At 65.4% G+C, this 19,621-nt stretch carries 15 protein-coding genes; 11 read left to right on the top strand and 4 right to left on the bottom strand.

Going from position 1 to position 19,621, the window contains the following annotated elements; genetic code table 11:
* Positions 1–41 precede the first annotated feature (41 nt).
* Together BLV15_RS03690 and hexR are read right to left on the bottom strand one after the other, a co-directional pair.
* Positions 42–1,289 (bottom strand): ubiquitin-like protein, encoded by a 1,248-nt coding sequence (locus tag BLV15_RS03690; RefSeq protein ID WP_090224716.1) that lies wholly within the window; start codon positions 1,287–1,289, stop codon positions 42–44.
* Between the two features lie 82 nt (positions 1,290–1,371).
* Positions 1,372–2,238: a transcriptional regulator HexR gene (gene hexR, locus BLV15_RS03685; protein WP_090224714.1), complete on the bottom strand. Its 867-nt coding sequence runs from the start codon at positions 2,236–2,238 to the stop codon at positions 1,372–1,374.
* 407 nt (positions 2,239–2,645) lie between these two features.
* Here hexR and BLV15_RS03680 point away from each other — a divergent pair, with 407 nt between their 5' ends.
* The 11 genes from BLV15_RS03680 (at position 2,646) to BLV15_RS03630 (ending at position 16,725) form a co-directional block, all read left to right on the top strand.
* Complete coding sequence (locus tag BLV15_RS03680; protein WP_090224712.1) at positions 2,646–3,164, top strand: Hcp family type VI secretion system effector; 519 nt, start codon at positions 2,646–2,648, stop codon at positions 3,162–3,164.
* A gap of 110 nt (positions 3,165–3,274) precedes the next feature.
* Positions 3,275–6,709 carry a type VI secretion system tip protein TssI/VgrG gene (tssI, locus tag BLV15_RS03675; protein ID WP_090224711.1) on the top strand — a complete coding sequence of 1,145 codons (3,435 nt, stop codon included), beginning with the start codon at positions 3,275–3,277 and terminating at the stop codon, positions 6,707–6,709.
* Positions 6,702–7,361, top strand: a complete 660-nt coding sequence (locus tag BLV15_RS03670; RefSeq protein ID WP_090224709.1) for a DUF2931 family protein — start codon at positions 6,702–6,704, stop codon at positions 7,359–7,361. Before tssI ends, BLV15_RS03670 begins: the two co-directional genes overlap by 8 nt.
* Positions 7,362–7,428: 67 nt before the next feature.
* Positions 7,429–7,554 (top strand): type VI secretion protein, encoded by a 126-nt coding sequence (locus tag BLV15_RS03665; RefSeq protein ID WP_090224708.1) that lies wholly within the window; start codon positions 7,429–7,431, stop codon positions 7,552–7,554.
* A gap of 19 nt (positions 7,555–7,573) precedes the next feature.
* Entirely contained in the window at positions 7,574–8,767 is a 1,194-nt protein-coding gene (tagH, locus tag BLV15_RS03660) for a type VI secretion system-associated FHA domain protein TagH (protein ID WP_090224706.1), read from the top strand.
* Positions 8,767–9,258, top strand: a complete 492-nt coding sequence (gene tssJ, locus BLV15_RS03655) for a type VI secretion system lipoprotein TssJ (RefSeq protein ID WP_090225197.1) — start codon at positions 8,767–8,769, stop codon at positions 9,256–9,258. The genes tagH and tssJ overlap by 1 nt, the downstream gene beginning before the upstream one ends.
* Entirely contained in the window at positions 9,255–10,586 is a 1,332-nt protein-coding gene (gene tssK / locus BLV15_RS03650) for a type VI secretion system baseplate subunit TssK (RefSeq protein WP_090224705.1), read from the top strand. The genes tssJ and tssK overlap by 4 nt, the downstream gene beginning before the upstream one ends.
* A 5-nt stretch (positions 10,587–10,591) precedes the next feature.
* Complete coding sequence (gene icmH, locus BLV15_RS03645; RefSeq protein ID WP_090224703.1) at positions 10,592–11,458, top strand: type IVB secretion system protein IcmH/DotU; 867 nt, start codon at positions 10,592–10,594, stop codon at positions 11,456–11,458.
* Positions 11,459–11,474: 16 nt separating this feature from the next.
* Positions 11,475–15,002, top strand: a complete 3,528-nt coding sequence (gene tssM, locus BLV15_RS03640) for a type VI secretion system membrane subunit TssM (RefSeq protein ID WP_090225195.1) — start codon at positions 11,475–11,477, stop codon at positions 15,000–15,002.
* Positions 15,002–15,733: a PP2C family protein-serine/threonine phosphatase gene (locus BLV15_RS03635; protein ID WP_090224701.1), complete on the top strand. Its 732-nt coding sequence runs from the start codon at positions 15,002–15,004 to the stop codon at positions 15,731–15,733. The genes tssM and BLV15_RS03635 overlap by 1 nt, the downstream gene beginning before the upstream one ends.
* The gene (locus BLV15_RS03630) at positions 15,730–16,725 is read left to right on the top strand and encodes a serine/threonine-protein kinase (RefSeq protein WP_090224699.1); all 996 of its coding nucleotides are present in this window, start codon (positions 15,730–15,732) and stop codon (positions 16,723–16,725) included. The genes BLV15_RS03635 and BLV15_RS03630 overlap by 4 nt, the downstream gene beginning before the upstream one ends.
* Before the next feature lie 148 nt (positions 16,726–16,873).
* On the opposite strand, the gene BLV15_RS03625 is transcribed toward BLV15_RS03630, so the two are convergent.
* Both BLV15_RS03625 and BLV15_RS03620 read right to left on the bottom strand, forming a co-directional pair.
* Complete coding sequence (locus BLV15_RS03625) at positions 16,874–17,866, bottom strand: asparaginase (RefSeq protein ID WP_090224697.1); 993 nt, start codon at positions 17,864–17,866, stop codon at positions 16,874–16,876.
* A 160-nt stretch (positions 17,867–18,026) separates the two neighbouring features.
* A complete protein-coding gene (locus BLV15_RS03620; protein ID WP_090224696.1) occupies positions 18,027–19,475 on the bottom strand; it encodes an alanine/glycine:cation symporter family protein in 1,449 nt (482 codons plus the stop codon).
* Between the last annotated feature and the right edge of the window lie 146 nt (positions 19,476–19,621).

Here is a 19,621-nt window from a genome sequence, read left to right as displayed (position 1 = left end):
TGCAAATGACGGTTTGGCGACAGCGCGGACGCCTCAGCGCGTCAGAATGAGCCCGTCCAGCTCATCGCCACCCAACGCGCGGGCTGCTGGCCTTCGCTGGTGGCGTTGAACAGCAGCGCTACCCGGTTCTCCTGCATCCGCCAGGCGGCGCCGAGCTGGGCACGCACCCAGGCGCGGTCGTCCGAAGCCTGTTGCAGGCTGAAACGCTGCGCTCCCCAGTAGGCGTCGATGTCATCGGCGTCATCCTGCACCCGACGAACGCCTTCGAAGCCGGCCAGCAACTCGAGATGGTCGGCCAGCGGATACCGGGCGTTCAGGCCCAGGCGCATTTCCGAGACGGCCTGCTCGCGCGTGGCCAGCGACATCGCCTGGCTGCCGCCCTTCTCGTCATACGACGAAACCCGCGCCTGCACATAGTTCAGGTCCGCATAGGGCGACAGTTCCACCCCCATCGGCTGCCACAGGCGCTCCCAGTCCAGGCGCGCGCGCAACGCCCAGGTATCGACCTTGGGGTCGGCGCTGGACGTCTCGGCGCCGAGAAGAGTCGAGTACTCGCGGCGGGTATCGGCTTCGCCATGGTTGTAGTACGCCGTCAGCGTCGACCACAGATTCGGCGACACGGCCGCCACCGGCGCGATGAATTCCAGCAGCAGATACTCACCGCGCTGTTTGACGGAGCCGGGGCCCGCATGACCGTCCTGCGCGCGGGTCTTGCCGACAGCGAGACCCAACTGGGCGCCGCTCTCGGTCAGGCGCTGGCATCCACCCACCTCCGCGGCGCCACTGGTGTCGCCGGTGCCGCTCAGGTCATCGCCACCCCAGTCGCCCGCCAGCCAGGCGCAGTTCTGCTTGCCGGGCGCGACGCGCATATCCAGCGGATGGCCGTGGTTTCCGCTCAGCACCAGGACCGCCGAATCGATCGCCAGGCTGGAGACTCCGCTGGCCTGCCGGCGCAGGCCATCGAGCCCGCTTGGTTGCACCTGGACCTGCACCTGCACAAGGTGCAGCGTCGATTCCTTCTGGATGTTGTAGTCGGTAAGCGTGCGCCCGTCCTCGAGCTGCTTTCCGGCGAAGATCAGCCTCTGCTGTTCCGGCGCGATGCCCTCCTTTTCCTGGATTTTCTCCTTGATGTTCTCGATGGAGTCGCTGGGCTCGACCTCCAGCGCGATGGTCTTGCCGGTCAGGGTCTTGACGAAAATCTGCATGGCGAACGCGGGCGTGGCCAGGCCGCACACCAGCACCATCAGCAGGGCGCGCAGGGAGAGGGAACGCTTGAGAACGTGAGGCATGGGGCGGCATCCGGGGGCGAAATCAGCAGAGCCGCGCACGGTAGCAAAGTGACACCATCAGAGCCAGAACAAAGGTGCCTGACTATTCGCCCTGCTGCTTTGTCGTCTTCGGCGACAGGCGCAGACTTCTCAGGCTGCGCTTCACGCTCTTCAGATGGTTCACCAGCGCCGGGCCGCGCGCCATCGCCACGCCCATGGCGAGCACGTCGATCACCACCAGGTGGGCGATGCGCGAGGTCAGCGGGGTGTAGATCTCAGTGTCTTCCTGCACATCGATGGCCAGGTTGACGGTCGCCAGGTCGGCCAGCGGCGTCTGGCTCGGGCACAGGGTAATGAGCGTGGCGCCGCTCTCGCGAACCACGTTGGCGGTGATCAGCAGGTCCTTGGAGCGCCCGGACTGCGAGATGCACACGGCCACGTCAGTGGGCTTGAGCGTCACCGCCGACATTGCCTGCATATGCGGGTCCGAATAAGCGGCAGCGGTCAGCAGCAGGCGGAAGAACTTGTGCTGCGCATCCGCCGCCACCGCCCCGGATGCGCCGAAACCGTAGAACTCCACGCGCTGCGCCTGCGCACAGGCGGAGATGGCCCGCTGCAGCGCCTGCGGATCGAGGTGCTCGCGCACTTCCATCAGCGTGTGCAGCGTGGTGTCGAAGATCTTCAGGCTGAAGTCGGTGACCGAGTCGTCCTCATGGATCGCGAACTGGCCGAAGCTGGCGCCGGCGGCCAGGCTTTGCGCCAGCTTCAGCTTGAGGTCCTGGAAACCGTTGCAGCCGATGGCGCGGCAGAAGCGCACGATGGTCGGTTCGCTGATGCCGACGTCATGGGCCAGATCGGCCATGGAACTGTGCATCACGGCGGCTGGATCGAGCAGCACGTGGTCGGCGACCTTGAGTTCCGATTTACGCAGGAGATGACGGGATTGGGCGATGTGCTGCAACAGGTTCACAGGCAGGACTCGTTCAGGATCGGGTGGTCGGGGCTGTAGTGGCCTTGTAGTTATACTACATGAAAAGCCTTCGCGCCCAGTCGCGGTGCGGCTTTCATCTGTGTAGTGCGCGTTCCTCCGCCGCTCTCCGCCCCTGTGCAGCTTCCTGCGCAGGCGTGGTGCTGCCAGCGCTGCGCCAAATCCGCCAGGCGCCGTGGGCCGCGCGTATCCGGCCATTGCGCAACGCCCTGCCGGGGATTCGGCAGAGGTTTGCGCAGCTGGAGCGGGCTCAGCCGTCGACAAAAACTCTGTTTCGCCGCACGAATCCACAAGTGGCTGATAAAGCTCGATATTTCCTCGCCTGGCACGTTTTTCGTTAGAGCAGGTACTCCCGGGCCAACCGGTCCATGACAGCAAGGAGAGCACTCATGCCAACCCCCGCGTACCTGTCCCTCGAAGGCACCAAGCAGGGCCTGATCACCGCTGGCACCTTCACCGAGGACTCGGTGGGCAACATCTTCCAGGAAGGCCACGAGGACCAGATCCTGGTCCAGGCCTTCAACCATCAGGTGATCATTCCGCGCGACCCGCAATCCGGCCAGCCGACCGGCCAGCGCGTGCACAAGCCGCTGATGATCACCAAGGTCTTCGATAAATCATCGCCGCTGATCTTCAACTCGCTGACCTCCGGCGAGCGCCTGAGCAAGTGCCGCCTGGAGTGGTACCGCACCTCCTCCACCGGCACCCAGGAGCACTACTTCACCATCGAGCTGGAGGACGCGGTGATCGTCGACGTGCAATCGCGGATGCCAAACTGCCAGGACCCCAACCTGTCGCACTTCACCCATCTCGAAGACGTCTATTTCACCTACCGCAAGATCGTCTGGACCCACGAAGTGTCCGGCACCTCGGGCTCCGACGACTGGCGCACGCCGATCGCCGCCTGAATCCGTTCGCCGGGGCATGAACTGGCCCTGGCACCTTTTCCGGCGCGCTCTGCCGCTCGCCCAGCGAGGCCTACACGCAGAGCGCCCTTCGCATCACCGGGAGACAGGGAATGTTCGCAGCGGCCAACACCGCGCACTTCACACTGAGCCTCGAAGGCCAGGCGCACGACCTGCAGGTGCTCGCGTTCCAGGGCCGCGAGGCGCTTTCCACGCCCTATGCCTTCGACCTGGAACTGGTCAGCGAGCATCCGGACCTGGACCTGGAGTCCCTCCTGCACACCCCCGCCTTCCTCGCCTTTTCACACGCCGGCGGCGGCGTTCACGGGCTGGTCCGGCGCATCGCCCAGGGCGAGTCCGGCAAGCGCCTGACCCGCTATCGGATGACCCTGGTGCCGCAGCTGGCGTACCTGGCCTACCGGATCAACCAGCGCATCTTCCAGCACCGGAGCGTGCCGCAGATCGTCGCCCAGGTGCTCGAGGAGCACGGCATCCTCGCCGGCGCCTACCGCTTTCAGCTGAGCGCGTCCTATCCCGAGCGCCTCTACTGCACCCAGTACGACGAGTCCGACCTGCACTTCGTCCAGCGCCTGTGCGAAGAGGAAGGCATCCACTACCACTTCGAGCACAGCGCCGCCGGCCACGTGCTGGTGTTCGGCGACGACCAGACGGTATTTCCCCGACGCGCGCCCGTGGCCTACCAGCAGGACAGCGGCCTGGTCGCCGACCAGCCGGTGATCAAGCGCTTCGGTGTGCGCCTGGAAACCCGCACCTCCCGCGTCACCCGCCGCGACTACGACTTCGAGAAACCGCGCCTGCTGCTGGAGAGCGAAGCCCGCAGCGACGCCCAGCCGGACCTCGAGGACTACGACTACCCGGGCCGTTTCGTCGATCGGGGCCGCGGCAAGCACCTGGCCAAGCGCGCCCTGGAACGTCATCGCGCCGACTACCAGCTGGCCGAAGGCGACAGTGATCAGCCCACACTCTCCAGCGGCCATTTCCTCGCCCTCTCCGCCCATCCGCGCGCCGCCTGGAACCAGCTCTGGCTGCTCGACGAAGTGCTCCACGAGGGCAAGCAACCGCAGGTGCTGGAAGAGTCGACTCATCAGGACCAGGCAGAAGGCTTTACCCAGGGCTACCGCAACCACTTCAGCGCCCTGCCCTGGGACGTGCCCTATCGGCCGCCCTTGAACCATCCCAAGCCACGCATCCTCGGCAGCCAGAGCGCAGTGGTCACCGGCCCGCCTGGCGAGGAAATCCACTGCGACGAATACGGCCGGGTCAAGGTGCAGTTCTTCTGGGACCGTCACGGCCAGGCCGACGACAGGACCAGCTGCTGGCTGCGGGTGTCCAGCAGCTGGGCGGGCGACCGCTACGGCGGCATCGCCATCCCGCGGGTCGGCATGGAAGTGCTGGTGAGCTTTCTCGAAGGCGACCCGGACCAGCCGCTGATCAGCGGCTGCCTGTACCACAAGGAACACGTGGTGCCCTACGCGCTACCGGCGCACAAGACCCGCAGCGTGTTCAAGACCCTCAGCTCGCCCGGCGGCGCCGGCTACAACGAACTGCGCATCGAAGACCGCCAGGGCCAGGAACAGGTCTACCTGCACGCCCAGCGCGACTGGGACGAAAACATCGAGCACGACCAGAAGGTCCGCATCGGCCACGAACGCCACGACACGGTGGAAGCCAACAGCTACACCGAGCTCAAGGCCGAGGAGCACCGCACCACCCAGGCCGACCGCCGGGTCGAGGTCAGGGCCGATGATCATCTGGGGATTGGGGGGGGTCAGCACGTCAGGATTGGTAACGGGAAGTTCGTCGAGGCCGGCCAGGAAATCCACCTGAACAGCGGTATTAAGGTGGTTCTCGAAGCCGGCAGCGCACTCACCCTCAAGGGTGGTGGCAGCTGGATAAAGCTGGATGCCAGCGGCATCTGCATCAACGGCGCCACGGTGAAAATGAACTCGGGCGGCGCGCAAGGGCGGGGTACCGGCATCCGTATCCTCGGCCCGCTGCTTCCAGGTGCCGCCGCCGTATCCCAGGCCGGCGACGTGCTGAGCAAGCCCCTGTCGAACGCGCTCGCGTCAGTGCCTTTCAGCAGCCCAGTTGCAGAGGAAGAGGAGGAAGAGCTTGAAGAAGGTGGAATAACGCTGCGCATCGGTGTGTTCTTCGATGGTACGGGTAACAACCGATCCAACAGCGAAAGCGTCGCCGGCTGCCATGCCAAGGATGTGAACCTGCAGGATGCGGCCGAAGACATTCGCCGGTTCTGCGCGGCCTATGGTTACGACGGGCTTGGCCGCTCGCCGAACAACAGCTACGGCAACGACGTCACTAACGTGGCGCGGCTGTATGACCTGTATGTCGACCAGAGCTACGAAGAGCTGGGGCCCGCTGCGAGGCAGGCTTCTTTCGCTGTGTACATGGAAGGGATCGGTACCAGCAGCGGCGGTGATGATTCCCTCTATAGCCAGGTGACCGGTTTGGGCGAAACGGGCGTTCTGGTGAGAGTCGAGCAGGCTCCAGATGCTATCCAAGAGCGTGTGGCTCGGTTCGTCGAAAAAAATCCCGATGTTCTGATCCGTCGCATCGAGTTCGACCTGTTTGGCTTCAGCCGCGGCGCTGCGGCCGCCCGGCATTTTGCCAACGATTTGTTGAAAGGTCCGGGCAGCCTGCTTGCTGCTGCTTTGCCAGCAGACTCGCCGATGCTGGCTCCGGGGTTTGCCTGGCAGCCCAAGGTCGACTTCGGCATCGCCTTCGTTGGTCTGTTCGATACGGTCGCCGGCATTTTCGATCCGCTGCACGGCGATCTCACCCCGGCCAATGCACTCAATCCCGGCCTGAATCTGCGGTTGGCTCCGGGGGATATCGGCAAGGTCGTGCAGTTCGTTGCTCGCGACGAGCATCGCTACAACTTTGCCTTGATCAAGACGGATAACGACATCGTCCTGCCCGGCGCTCATTCGGATATCGGTGGCGGATACCTGCCACAGGCCCGTGAGCGGCTGCTGCTGAGCAAACCGCGCCTCAGCACGGAGAAATCCTACATTTCCAATGAGCGGTCCAAGGCCTATCTGGACACCCTCCGGGCGCTCGATGCGGATCTGCTTCCACTCCAGCGCTACGGGCTGGAACTGGAGATCGTCAGTTGGGCAGTGAACAGCGAGAACAACTACAGAAAAGCCTGGCATCAGGAAGAAAAACGCGTGTACGCCGCGGTGCGCAGCGACCGCCAGGTGGCGGGTGGGCTTTCTCTGGTGTACCTGCGAGCGATGCGCGAGGCGGCGGTGAAAGCAAAGGTGCCCTTCAAGGATATCCCTCCGAGTCCGCACTTGGCTTTCCCGGTCGAACTGGAGTCCATATTCCAGAAACTGCAGGCACTCGTCCTCGGCGAAAGTGCCACCCCAGCGCTGAGCGAGGCTGAAGAGTCCCTTCTGTATCGGCACTACATCCATCTATCCGCGCACTGGAATGCATCCCTCAGCATCGCCTTCGCCAATCGGCCGACCGATAGCGGAGTACGGGAGGAATATCCCAATGAATGAGCTGAAGCGTCTCTGCGTGCTTTGCTTCGGCCTTGTGCTCACCGGTTGCGTCCATGGCCTTGGTCGGCCACTGCCCTATGAGTCCTGGTGGCTAGGCTTCGGGGGGCCTAGCTACATGGAAGTGTGGATCGAAACGGCGGACGCGGTGGATATCCAGGGGCATGTGTTTCGGCGAGCGATGAGTGGCATTGCGTCGGTTCAGACCCCACCTAACTTCAAGGGTAAGCCGGAGGGGTGGCCAGCTAACCCGGGAGGAGGAAAAGGCAAGAACGTCCATGGCGCCGACCTGCCCCGCTTGATCTACGTGCGCTGGCAATCCTTGGCCGAGCCGCAGACCTACGAGGCCTACATTGAAATTCCCGAGGCGACCCGCCAGCAGATGCTCAGTAGCGAGCAAGTCTACTGCCGCGGTTTGGGTAAATGGATCACCGATTACCGCAACACCCTGACTATCGGATTGGCGCCTGGTGGCGTCACCAAGACCTGGATTATGGGGGTATGCCTTTCCGCCATCGAGGTCGCTCGTGTGCAGGGGGCAGTGGTGAAGATCGGACCATTCCTGGGGAGAAGTGGTGGTCAATACGCCCTGCCGCTCGAGCCGGAGTCCAAAGCCTACATCGAAAAATTCGGGATTCCCTATGGATCCTGGTAGGCGCTGCTCGCGCGTAGTTGCGAGGAGCCTATTAAGCCGACATTCAGGCCCAGGGAGGGCCGATGGAATGAACAGATTATTGCTCTGCAGCCTGCTGGCGATAGCGCTGGCTGGCTGCTCCGGAAACTACCGGTTCAACGACGATCAGTATCGGCCGCTGGGCGATCCGCAGGTGACCAATCGCGGTAACTGAAGGCAAGGAGTTACATGCCATGGAACTGGTTTTCGATATGGTCGGCACGCAGCAGTTCGCCCCCGGCCTGCTCACCAGCAAGACCTTCAAGCAGGCTGGCGGGATCATTGGGCGCGCGGACAACTGCGACTGGGTCATTCCCGACCGCAAGCGCGTGCTGTCTGGCTGTCATGCTCAAGTCAGCTATCGCGACGGCGCCTTCTATCTGACCGACACCAGCAGCAACGGCATCCAGCTCAAGGATAACGGTGCCAGCCTGGGCAAGGGCCGTCCGCAACGGATCGAACATGGCGCGGTGTACTGCCTCGGCGACTATGAAATCCGCGCGCGGCTGGTTCAGGACCCCGCCTCGTTCGAGTGCGACGTCGGCCGTCCGCAACCTGCCGGCAGCATCATTCCCGACGATGCCTTTCTCGACTTGGACCCGCTGATCGCGCTTGACCAGCAGGAGCGCATTTACGCCGAAGTCGATGAACTCGCGGCGCTGACCCGTCCGCAGCCTCCCGCAGCGCAGCAGCGCGATTACGCGCGGATAGACACCGAGAGCCTGCCGATCCCCGCGCTGGTTCCGGCGGTGGCTGCGGTTGCTGCGCCCACAACGGCGGCGGCGCCAACTTTTCCGGAGAGCTTCTGGGAGCGATATGCACGAGCCCTGGGCGTCGACCTCGCCGAGCTCGACGATGTGCAGCGGGAAGCCCTGGTGCTCAGAACCGCACGCCTTCTTCGGCAAAGCATCGCCGGGCTGCAGCAGAGCCTGAGCACGCGCCGCGAACTGAAGAAGGAGCTGCGTCTGCCGCTGACGACGGTGCAGCCCACCGGGAACAACCCTCTCAAGAACGACCCGGACGGGCAGTCGGCGCTGGCCGCCCTGTTACGTGAGTCTGGTCCGGGCCAGCTCAGCGCCGAACAGGCGATCAACCGTGGCTTTCGCGACCTGCAGGCACATCAGGTCGCATTGCTTGCCGCCAGCCGGACGGCGCTCAAGAGCCAGCTGGAACTGCTATCGCCCGAGCAACTGGCGCTGCGCTTCGAGCGCGAGGGCAAATTACTGTACGCCACCGCGGGTGCGCGGTGGCGCGCCTACGGACGCCTGCACCGGGTCATTCGGCAGGACGATGAATGGAGCGAACGGCTGTTCGCCGGCGATTTCGCCAGAGCCTATGAAGAACAGGTCAGGCTCATCGCGACCCTCAACAATGACCTTCAAGGATGATGCCCATGATTCGTTTGCTGGCCCTGCCGGCCGCCGTGTTTGTCCTGGCCGGCTGCTCCTCGCTGTCGCCGTACTCGACCCTGACCAAGCTCGATCTCGAGCTGCGCGGCAGCGACACCCTGAACCCCGACCTCAATGGGCGGCCCTCTCCGATCGTCCTGCGCCTGCTCGAGCTGAAGCATCCCGTGGCGTTCGAGAATGCCGATTTCTTTTCCCTCTATCAGCGTCCTAAGGAAGCCCTGTCGCCGGATCTGGTCGCCCTCGAGGAGCTCGAACTGCGGCCGGGAGAAGAACGGCAACTGAAGCTGTCCGTTCAGGAGGGCAGTCGCTACGTCGGCGTTCTGGCGGCCTATCGCGACCTGCCGGAGGCCCGCTGGCGCTACGTGATCGCGCTGCAGCCGCAGGAGCGCAAGACCATCACGCTGCTGCTGGATGAGCGCGGCATCGAGGATCCGGCGAGCGTCGTGGCCCCGGTAGGTAACCGGCCATGACGACGCAGAGGGTGGTCTGGCAAGAAGGCATGCTGCTGCGCCCGCAGCACTTCCAGCAGAACGACCGGTACTACGACTACCAGTTCAAGGTCCGCACACAGCGCCTGGACAGCTACGCGTGGGGCTTTTTCTCCCTGGAGATCGACCGCCAGTTCCTCGGGACCGGAAAACTGGTGCTCAGTCAGGCCAGCGGCATCCTGCCCGATGGGACACTGTTCGAGATCGGCGCCGAGCGCGAGCCGCTGGCGCTGGACGTTCCTCCGAACACGGGTAACACGCCGATCTACCTGGCCCTGCCGCTGGTTTCGGGCAATCACATCGAAACTCGCCGGGTCGAGCAGAAGGACGTTCTCGCGCGTTACACCGCCATCGAAACCGAGGTGACCGATTCCAATGCGGGCGACGCCGCGGCGAGCCAGGTCAATTGTGCGCGGCCGGATTTCCGCCTGCTCCTCGGCGAGCAGCAGAGCGACCAGGCCTACGTCAAACTGAAACTCTGCGATGTGCTGGATACCACGCCGGACGCGCTGGTCAGTCTCGATCCGGAGTTCATTCCGACCTTTCTGCATTTCCAGGCCTCTGTCTATCTACAGTCGTGCCTCAAGGAAGTGATCAGCATGCTGGCTCATCGCGGCGATACGCTCGCGGAGCGGATCAGTGCCACCGGCAAGGTGGGCGGCGCCGAAGTCGGCGACTTCATGATGCTCCAGCTGATAAATCGCTACGAGCCGCTCCTGCGCCATTACCTGGGCATCGAGCAGGTACATCCGGAGCAGATTTTTCGCGAACTGCTCGGGCTTCTCGGTGAGCTGGCGACCTTCGCCAGCGAGAGCAAGCGTCCACGTCTGGACCGTCGCTACCAGCACAGCGACCAGGGCCTGAGTTTTCGCCGGTTGATGGATGCGATCCGTCAGGTGCTGTCGATGGTGCTCGAACAGCACGCCATCGAGTTGCTCTTGCAGCAGCGTCAGTACGGTATCCAGGTGTCACCGCTGCATGATCACACGCTGCTTGGCGCGGCATCGTTCATCCTCGCCGCCAGTGCCCAGTGCGACTCCGAGGAACTGCGCAATCGGCTGCCGGCGCACCTCAAGGTCGGCCCGGTGGAGCGCATCCGCCAGTTGGTGAACCTCCATCTGCCCGGAATCAGGGTGAAGCCGCTGCCGGTGGCGCCACGACAGATCCCGTTCCACGCCGGCAAGACCTACTTCGCGCTCGAACTCAACTCCGAGGAGCTGGCGCAGCTGGAGCGCTCCGGTGGTTTCGCCTTCCACCTGTCCGGTGAATTCCCCGGTCTCGAGCTGAAATTCTGGGCGATCAGGAACTGAACGACATGATCAGAGAAATGGATTACGCGCAGGACGACAGGACCGTCATCCTCAATCGCCACGGCGATGCACCGGCGCAAAGCCCGCTCACCGACTTCGCCGCGCCGCCCCGATACGAGCAACTGGAGGAGCGGATGATCTACGCCGCCCGCCTGCGTCCGGCACAGGCGTTCAACCTCAGCCTCAATCCGCTGGTGGCGGCCGCCTCGTCGCTGCTCTCGGACGTGGTGCGCCTCAAGCACAGCTTCGAGGCCGAGGATATCGGCGCGTTGCAGGCCCGCCTGGCCAGCGAGATCAAGCTGTTCGAGCACCGCGCGCTGCATGACGGCGCCGAAAGCAGCCAGGTAATGGCCGCCCGCTATGTGCTCTGCACGGTGCTCGACGAAGCGGTGGTGACCACGGCCTGGGGCAACGAAAGCGAGTGGTCGCAGATGAGCCTGCTCAGCACCTTCCACAACGAAACGTTCGGCGGCGAGAAGTTCTTCCAGCTGCTCGAGCGGCTTTCGCGCAACCCGGTCAAGCACCTGCCGATGCTGGAGCTGATGTACCTGGCGTTGTCCCTCGGCTTCGAAGGCAAGTTTCGTGTCCTCCCGCGCGGCATGCTGGAGCTGGAGGCGATCCGCGACAGCCTGTATCGACAGATTCGCCAGCTGCGTGGCGATGTCCCGCGGGATGTCTCGCCTCACTGGCAGGGGCTGAAGGATTCGCGGCGGCGCCTGGTGCGCATCGTTCCAGGATGGATGGTGGCGCTGTTCACGCTGATTTGCCTGGCGATCACCTATGGCGGTTTTGCCTGGGCGCTCGAGGCGCAGCGCGAAGCCGTACTGCAGTCCTACCGACTGCCCGACCCGGTCGCCACCGACCGTCAGTGAATCGAGGATGGAAGAAATGAAAGGATTCTTCGCCAAACTCGGCGCCTTCATGCGCAGGACATGGGTCTGGACACTCTGTCTCGTGCTTCTGCTGGCGCTGCTCGTGTGGTTTGCCGGACCCTTGCTGGCTGTTGGTGACGTCCGCTTCTGGGAGTCCGCAGGCAGCCGACTGCTGAGCATCAGCGTGCTGTTTCTGCTGTGGGGCCTCGGTATGGTTTTCGCCAACTGGCGCGCGACGGCCCGCAAGAAGCGCGAGGAAACGGACGAGGTGGCGCAGCAACGCAAGCGCCGCGACAGCCTGCTCAACGAGGAGCAGGGCGAGTTGCGCAGCCGTTACCGCGACGCCTTGCGCACCCTGCGCCGTTCGAGCCTGTACCGCGGACGTAGCGAGCACTGGCGCAACCAGTTGCCCTGGTACCTGCTGCTTGGCCCGCAAGGCAGCGGCAAAACCAGCCTGCTGGACTTTTCCGGCCTGGAGTTCCCGCTGAACCCGCGCGAGGATCGTTTGACGCGCGAGGTGTCCGGTACCCGAAACGTCGACTGGTACTTTGCCGAGCATGCGGTCCTCATCGATTGCGCCGGGCGTTATCTCACGCAGCCGGATGCAGCAGTGGACGCATCGGCCTGGCAGACATTGCTTGGCCTGCTGCGTCGGCGGCGAGCCCGTCCCCTCAACGGCGTGCTGGTGAATGTTCCAGTCGATTGTCTGCAGAGCGAGAGCGAGCAGGTGCTGGAGGCGCTTGCCCGCCAGGTGCGTCAGCGCCTGCACGAACTGCATCAGCGACTCGGCGCGGAAGTGCCGGTCTACCTCGTATTGAGCAAGGCCGACAAGGTGCCCGGCTTCGAGGAGTTCTTCGATTCGCTTTCCCGAGAGGAAAGCGACCAGGTGCTCGGCGCCAGTTTTCGCCAGGAGCAGAACGGTACTGACGCCCAGGTGGTCCGCCAGGAGTTCGAAGAGCTGCTGCGTCGCCTGAACAGTCAGGTGATCCAGCGCATGCACCAGGAGCGCGATACCCAGCGGCGCGGGCGGATTCTCGACTTTCCCCACCAGTTGGGACAGATCGGCGAACACCTGTGCCTGTTCATCGAACTGGCCTTCTCCGGCAACCGCTACCAACGCGCCAGCCAGTTGCGGGGCTTCTACCTGACCAGTGCGCCGCAGGTACAGGACGAACTCGATCCGGACACGCGTGCCATAGGGCGCCAGCTGGGTTTGGCGAGCGGCGCGCTGCCGATGTTCCGGCGCGGACGTGCGCGGTTCATCCATCACCTGCTGGATCAGGTGATCTTTCCCGAAGCCGAACTCGCCGGGCTCGATCAGCGGGAGCGGCGACGCATCGACTGGGGGCAGCGCGGCCTGTATGTCGCCGCCTGCATCTGCCTGCTGGGCTTTGGCGCACTGTGGGCCAATGGGTTTTCGGCGAACCAGAATCGCCTCGAACAATTGCGCGCGCTGGCGCAAGGCCTCGGCCCCGCGCGTAGCGAAACGGCCCGACAGGGGGATGCCGTCTCCGTACTGAAGGCGCTCGATGACAGCTTTGCGGCCACCCAGGTGTTTCCGGGCGCCGACGAGGTGTCGATCGTCGACAGGGCCGGGCTGTATCAGCGGCGCCAGGTGGAGCCCAGCGTCACGCAGAACTACCGGCGCGACCTGGAGCACCTGCTGTTGCCGCGTATCGCCGGGCAACTGGCCGCGCAGGTCCGCGCCAGCCTGGGCGACCGTGAGCGTCTGCTCGGTAGCTTGCGCGCCTACCTGATGCTGAATCTCGAGGAGCGCCGCGACCCTGCGGTTCTAGGTGAGAGGCTTGCCGCCGACTGGTCGCAACGTTATCCCGGTAACGCACAGGTTCAAGAGGGGCTGAGCAACCATCTCGAACATCTGCTCGCCGGGCCCTTCAGCTATGCGCTGGACGACCGACTGGTCGCCCAGGCGCGCGAGGTGCTCCGCCGCGAATCATTGGCCAACGTCGTTTATCGGATGCTGCGTGAACAGGCGCGCAGCCTGCCGGACTACCGGTTCGCCCAACAGTTGGGTCCGCAGGCCGCGCTGTTCGGCGGAAGCGATTTCGCCATTCCGGGGTTCTATACCCAGCGTGGCTACGGGCAATTCTTCGTCGGCCAGGGTCCGGCACTGGTGCGTGACCTGATGCGCGACAACTGGGTGCTAGGGGAGGGCGATGGGCTGAGCGGTGGCGACCTCAATCGCCTGCTGGTGGACATCGAGCAACTGTACTTTCGTGACTACGCCAACTACTGGTCCGAGGCGCTGGCGCAGCTTTCCCTGGAGCCGATCGGCGACGCCCGTCAGGGAGCCGAACAGCTTGCCGGCCTGACCGCGGCGAACTCGCCGTTGCTGCAACTGCTCGCCGAGGTGCGGGACAACACCCGTTTTCGTGACCTTGCCGACGTGACCGAGGAGGGCCCGGAACTCGCCGACGCCGCGAAGGCGCTCGGTGCGAAGCCCAAGCTCGTCAAGCTGGCCGGCGTCGCGGAACAGGCCCAGACGAGCCTGGCGAAGGCGCTGCCGGATACCGCGCGCAAGGCTGTGGAGCGACGCTTCCTGCCATTGCACCAGTTGCTGGATGACAACGGCGGTCCCGCTCCGCTCCTGCTGACGACCTTGCAAGCCCTCGACGGGCTGCAGCAGCAGTTGGCCGGCCTGGCCAGCGCGAGTGCGCCCGAGCAGGCGGCCTTCGAGTTGGCCAAGGCGCGCATGGGGGGCCAACTCGATGCGATCAATCTGCTGCGCGGTAGCTCCGCCCGTCTGCCGCAACCGGTCGGCGCCTGGCTCGGTGGGCTTGCCGAGGACAGTTGGATGCTGGTGCTCAATGGCGCCCATGACTATCTGAACCAGCGCTATCGGAGCGAGCTGTATGCGGCCTATCAGGGCTCGCTGAACCGCCGCTATCCGTTCGATGCGAGCAGTGCCAGCGATGTGGCGCTTGCCGACTTCCGCGAGTTCTTCAAGAGCCAAGGGATCGCCGAGCGCTTCTTCGAGGCCTACCTGAAACCCTTCGTCAGCGGTGCTGCCGACCGTTATCAACTTCGTCGGGTCGATGGCCGCGGGCTGCCACTGTCACGCGAATTCCTCCTGCAGATGGCGCACGCGCAAATCATCCGCCAGAGCTTCTTCGCCGAGAACGCCAGCGAGCCGCAGGTGCTGTTCACGCTGGAGCCCTATTCGCTGGACTCCAGCCTGGGGCGCGCGGATTTCAGCGTGGGGGAACAACAACTGGAGTACCGCCACGGGCCCATCGTGCCGACCGCCTTCCACTGGCCGGCGGCGGCCAGCGACGGGCGGACCAGCCTGGTGGTCGAGGAGTTGGGCGGCCGGCGCGTGGGCATCGAGCGCAACACCGGGCCCTGGTCGCTGTTTCGCCTGATCGACCTGATGCAGACCGAGTACTACAGCGGTCGCGATGTGCTGATGCTCAAGGCCGACCTGGGTGGGTTGCGAGCCAACTACCTGCTGCACAGCCAGCGTTCGCCGAACCCCTTCGACGTCGCCATGCTGCGTGACTTCAGGCTGCCGGAAACCCTGTGATGAGCGCGCTGGCCGAGCGCCTGCGCAGCGCGGCGCGGACCGACACCGGCAAGGTTCGCGCGCGCAACGAGGATGCCTTTCTCGACCTGCCGGAACGCCGCCTGTGGGTCGTCGCCGATGGCATGGGCGGGCATGAGCGTGGCGCGCTGGCGAGCCGGCTGATCGTCGATCGACTGGCCGGGCTGCCCGATGAGCGTGATCTGCAGGTGCGTGTGCAGGGCCTTCGGCGCTGCCTGCACGAGATCAACCGGCGGCTGCATCAGCAACTGACCGTGACCGCCGAGCGGCCCGACCCGGTCATCGGTAGCACCGTGGTGGCTCTGCTGCTGGAGGGCGCGCGGGGGGCGTGCGTGTGGGCCGGGGACAGCCGCTGCTATCTCTGGCGGCGCGGCAGGCTTTATCAGTTGTCCCGTGATCATTCCCTGGAGCAGCAACTGCTCGACCGCGGTGAACTCAGCCCGCAGCAGGCGGCACGGCATCCCGCGGCGCAGGCGCTGACCCGCGCCATCGGCGTCGCCGAGCCGCTGAGTCTGGATATCCTCGAGTTCGATATCTTCCCGGGCGACGTGTTTCTGCTCTGTAGCGACGGGCTCTATCGCGAGCTGTCCGTCGGTGCGCTGGGGGCGGCGCTCAGCTTGCCATCGCCGCAGTTGGCGATCCGGCGTCTGTTCGACGAGGTGCTGGGTGGCGCGGCGCGGGACAACCTCAGCGCCGTGGTGGTGCGCCCATGAACGATCCGCTGGCGCAGCTCGCGGCGGAGGCGGTCGCCGACCCGGACCTGACCTATTTTGCCTTCGCTGCCGGCGCGCGTAGCGGGCCGCGCGTGCCGCCGCTGATGCCGACATCGGCGGCATTGCCCGAGGTGCTCTGCGGGCGCTACCGGATAGAGCGGCTGTTGGGTGTCGGTGGTATGGGCGCTGTTTACCAGGCGTGCGACCTGCTGCGCGAACAGTTCGGCGACCCGCAGCCGTATGTGGCGTTGAAGACCCTCGGCGAAGACTTCGCCGAATACCCGGACGCCAGCGCACTGCTCTACAGCGAGTTCGCACTGACCAGCCGCCTGCGCCACGCCAACGTCGTGCAACTGCATGCGTTCGATATCGACCCGCTGAGCCAGCGCGCCTTCATCACGCTCGAGCTGCTGAGCGGTTGCACGCTGGATCGCTTCATCGACGAGCACCCGGCCGGCGCGCCGTGGGGCGATGCGCGGGAGATCGGGCTGGCGCTTCTAGAGGCGTTGGCCCATGCGCATGCGGCTGGCGTGCTGCATGGCGACCTGAAACCGAGCAACGTGATGGTTGGCGACCAGGGTCTGCGGCTGTTCGATTTCGGCCTCGGCCAGGCCCAAGAGAATCGGCTGCCGGGGTTGCCGCAATTGTGCCGCAGCCGTTTCGCTGCCTGGACGCTGCGCTATGCGGCGCCGGAACTGCTGGATGGCGAGGCGCTGAGTGCCGCTGCCGACATCTACGCGCTGAGCTGCGTGCTCTACGAGCTGTGTACGGGGCGGCACCCGTTCCGCCGCCTCAGCGGCAAGCAGGCGCGGGCGATGCAATTGCAGGCAGAGGCCTCCGTCCTGGCGCCCCCGATTGCTCGCGCCTTGCAGGCCGGCCTGGCCTTCGACCCTGCACGCCGGGCAAGCCTGGAAGAACTGCTTCAGGCCTTCCGCACGGCACCGCAACCGTCGTCACGGCTGATGCGCTGGCTGGGCCGGTGGCCGGCATGAGCCGGAATCCGGCGCAGCGCCGTCGTGGCGCTGGCTGAAGAGGAAGCTGGTGCAGATGCCGTATCGAATGTCGTTTGGCAGGCCTGGATCAGCGGCGCCTGTTTGACGGCGCTAGAAACCGCTCGCCAGGCGACGCCTTCCTTGATCCTCAGCGTTCCGCCATTTCCCCGCACAGATCCAGCGCCAGCCAGCGTTGTGCCTCGGCCTGGTCGAGGCCGGCGCCGAGGAGGGTGAAGAGTTTGCCGAGGGCGGCTTCGCGGGTCATGCCGCCGGCGGAGACGAGGCCGGCGTCACGCAGCTGGCTGCCGGCGGCGTAGACGCCGAATTCGACGTGACCCTGGGGACATTGGCTGATGGCGGCGAGCACGACGCCGCCGGCGTGGGCTTCGCGCAGGGCGGCGAGCAGGTCGGCATCGCCCGAGGGGCCGGTGCCGCTGCCGTAGCATTCCAGCAGCAGGCCGCGCACGCCGCTGGCGAGCAGGGCGCGGACATGGCTGGCCTGGACGCCGGGGAACAGCGGCAGTACCGCGAGATTCACCGGTTGGCGCGGCTGGCGGTAGGCGAGTGCAGACGGCAGTTCGGCGGCGCGTTCGCCTTCGCGGCGGCGCGGCAGCACGGTGAAGGCGTCGAAGGCATCGCTGCGCAGTTTGCTGACCCGCGCGCCGTGCATCAGCTCGCCGTTGAAGAACAGGTGCACGCCCGGCTCGATGCCTGCCTCCAGCGCCGCCAGGGCGCCACACAGGTTGGGCCAGGCGTCGCTGCCGTCGGCGCCGGCCGGCAGCATGGCGCCGGTGAGCACCACCGGCACGCCGAGGCCCAGCAGCAGGAAGCTCAGCGCGGCGGCGCTGTAGGCGAGGGTGTCGGTGCCGTGCAGCAGCAGTACGCCGTCGTGGCCGCCTTGGTCGACGGCGGCGACGATCTGCTCGCGCATCGCCAGCCATTCGCGCTGGGACATGTTGGCGCTGTCCAGCAGCGGCAGCATTTCCTGGAAAACGAAGCGCGGCGCCGGCACCTCATGGCGGGCCAGGTGTTCGCGCATGCGCGCCTCGAAACCGCCGGCGGGCACCAGGCCTTCGGGTGTCTGCAGCATGCCGATGGTGCCGCCGGTGTAGAGCACGAAGAGGTTGTTGACGGCGCTCATGCCTGAATCCTGGGTAAGCGGAGGGGAAATCGGGTGGGCCAGCATAGCGCCGAATCCGCCGGCGAATGCGCGCCGGCGTGGGCGAAAAGCGTTACCCGATACGACGATGCCGCCTCCCCGCGGGGCGGAGAAACGGCATCCGGTCGACGCGTGGGAGTGCTTAGCGGTGGCTTTCCACCAGGCTGGCCGGCGCCTGCTCGTGGGTCGCGCTGCTGGCCGGCGCGCTCGGCCAGGCGTCGCGGTCGAGGTCCAGGTCGGCGAACTGGCGGGCGTCGAACACCGGCTGGCCGACACCGGCGCTGCGCTGGGCGTCGTAGTCCTTCATCACGCGCAGGCCGACCTTGATCAGCAGTGCCAGGGCGATCAGGTTGACGAAGGCCAGGCAGGTCATGGTGATGTCGGCGAAGGCGAACACGGTGGAGAGGTTCTGCATCGAGCCCCAGCAGATCAGCGCCAGCACCAGGCCGCGGTAGGTCAGCAGCGCGGTGCGGCTCTTGCCGAGGAGGAACTGCAGGGCGTTCTCGCCGAGGTAGTAGTTGTAGAGGATGCAGGTGAAGACGAACAGGCTCAGCGCGACGCTGACGAAGATCCGGCCCCAGTCGCCGACGACCGCGGCCAGGGAGTTCTGCGTGAGGACGATGCCGTCACCCTCGAAGCCCGGCGTGTAGAAGCCGGAGAGCAGGATCAGCAGCGCGGTGCAGGTGCAGATCACGAAGGTGTCGAGGAACACGCTGAACGCCTGGACCACGCCCTGGGCGGCCGGGTGTTTCACCGCGGCGACGGCGGCGACGTTGGGCGCGCTGCCCAGGCCGGCTTCGTTGGCGAACACGCCGCGCTTCACGCCCATCACGATGGCGCTGCCGAGCAGGCCGGCGAATGCCGGTTCGAGGCCGAAGGCGCTCTTGACGATGGTCACCAGCATGTCCGGGACCAGTTCGATCTGGGTGCAGATCACGTAGAGGGTCACGCCGATGTAGGCCAGGGTCTTCACCGGCACCAGCAGGTCGGAGACCGAGGCGATGCGCTTGATGCCGCCGACGAACACCAGGCCCAGCAGCACGGCCAGGCCGATGCCGGTGTACTGCACCGGGAAGCCGAAGGCGTTCTCCAGCGAATGGGTGACGGTGAAGGACTGCAGGCCGTTGAAGGCGAAGCCGTAGGTGACCAGCAGCAGAACCGAGAAGATCATCGCCATCCAGCGCAGTTTCAGGCCGTGCTGGATGTAGTAGGCCGGGCCGCCGCGATACAGGCCGTCGCCGTCGGCGCGCTTGTAGACCTGCGCCAGGGTGCATTCGAAGAAGCTGCTGGACATGCCGACCAGCGCCGTCACCCACATCCAGAACACGGCGCCGGGCCCGCCGAGGGTCACGGCGATACCCACGCCAGCGATGTTGCCCGCGCCGACGCGGCCGGCGAGGCTCAGCATCAGCGCCTGGAAGGAGCTCAGCTGTCCGCCCTGGCCGCGGAGGGATTCCTTGAACACGGTGAACATGTGGCCGAAGTGGCGAAACTGCACGAAGCGCGAGCGCAGGGTGAAGTAGCTGCCGAGCCCGACGATCAGAACGATCAGCAGCTTGCCCGACAGGAAATTGTTGATCACTTCAAGCATGGAGGTCTCCTCGACTCTTATTGTTCGTAAGCAGCGGTGGAATGCGCCAGGCGCGGAAAAACGTGGGGCGCATGGTTGGCCAAGGTTCCGCTCCAGGCAATTTCGCAGGTCGATTCGAGGTGACGCGAGCTGATGCTACAATCGCG

Source organism: Pseudomonas kuykendallii (genome assembly GCF_900106975.1).
GTDB classification, from domain to species: Bacteria; Pseudomonadota; Gammaproteobacteria; order Pseudomonadales; family Pseudomonadaceae; genus Pseudomonas_O; species Pseudomonas_O kuykendallii.
Note: the sequence above shows the minus strand (reverse complement) of the source record. Positions and strands in the feature narration are given on the sequence as shown.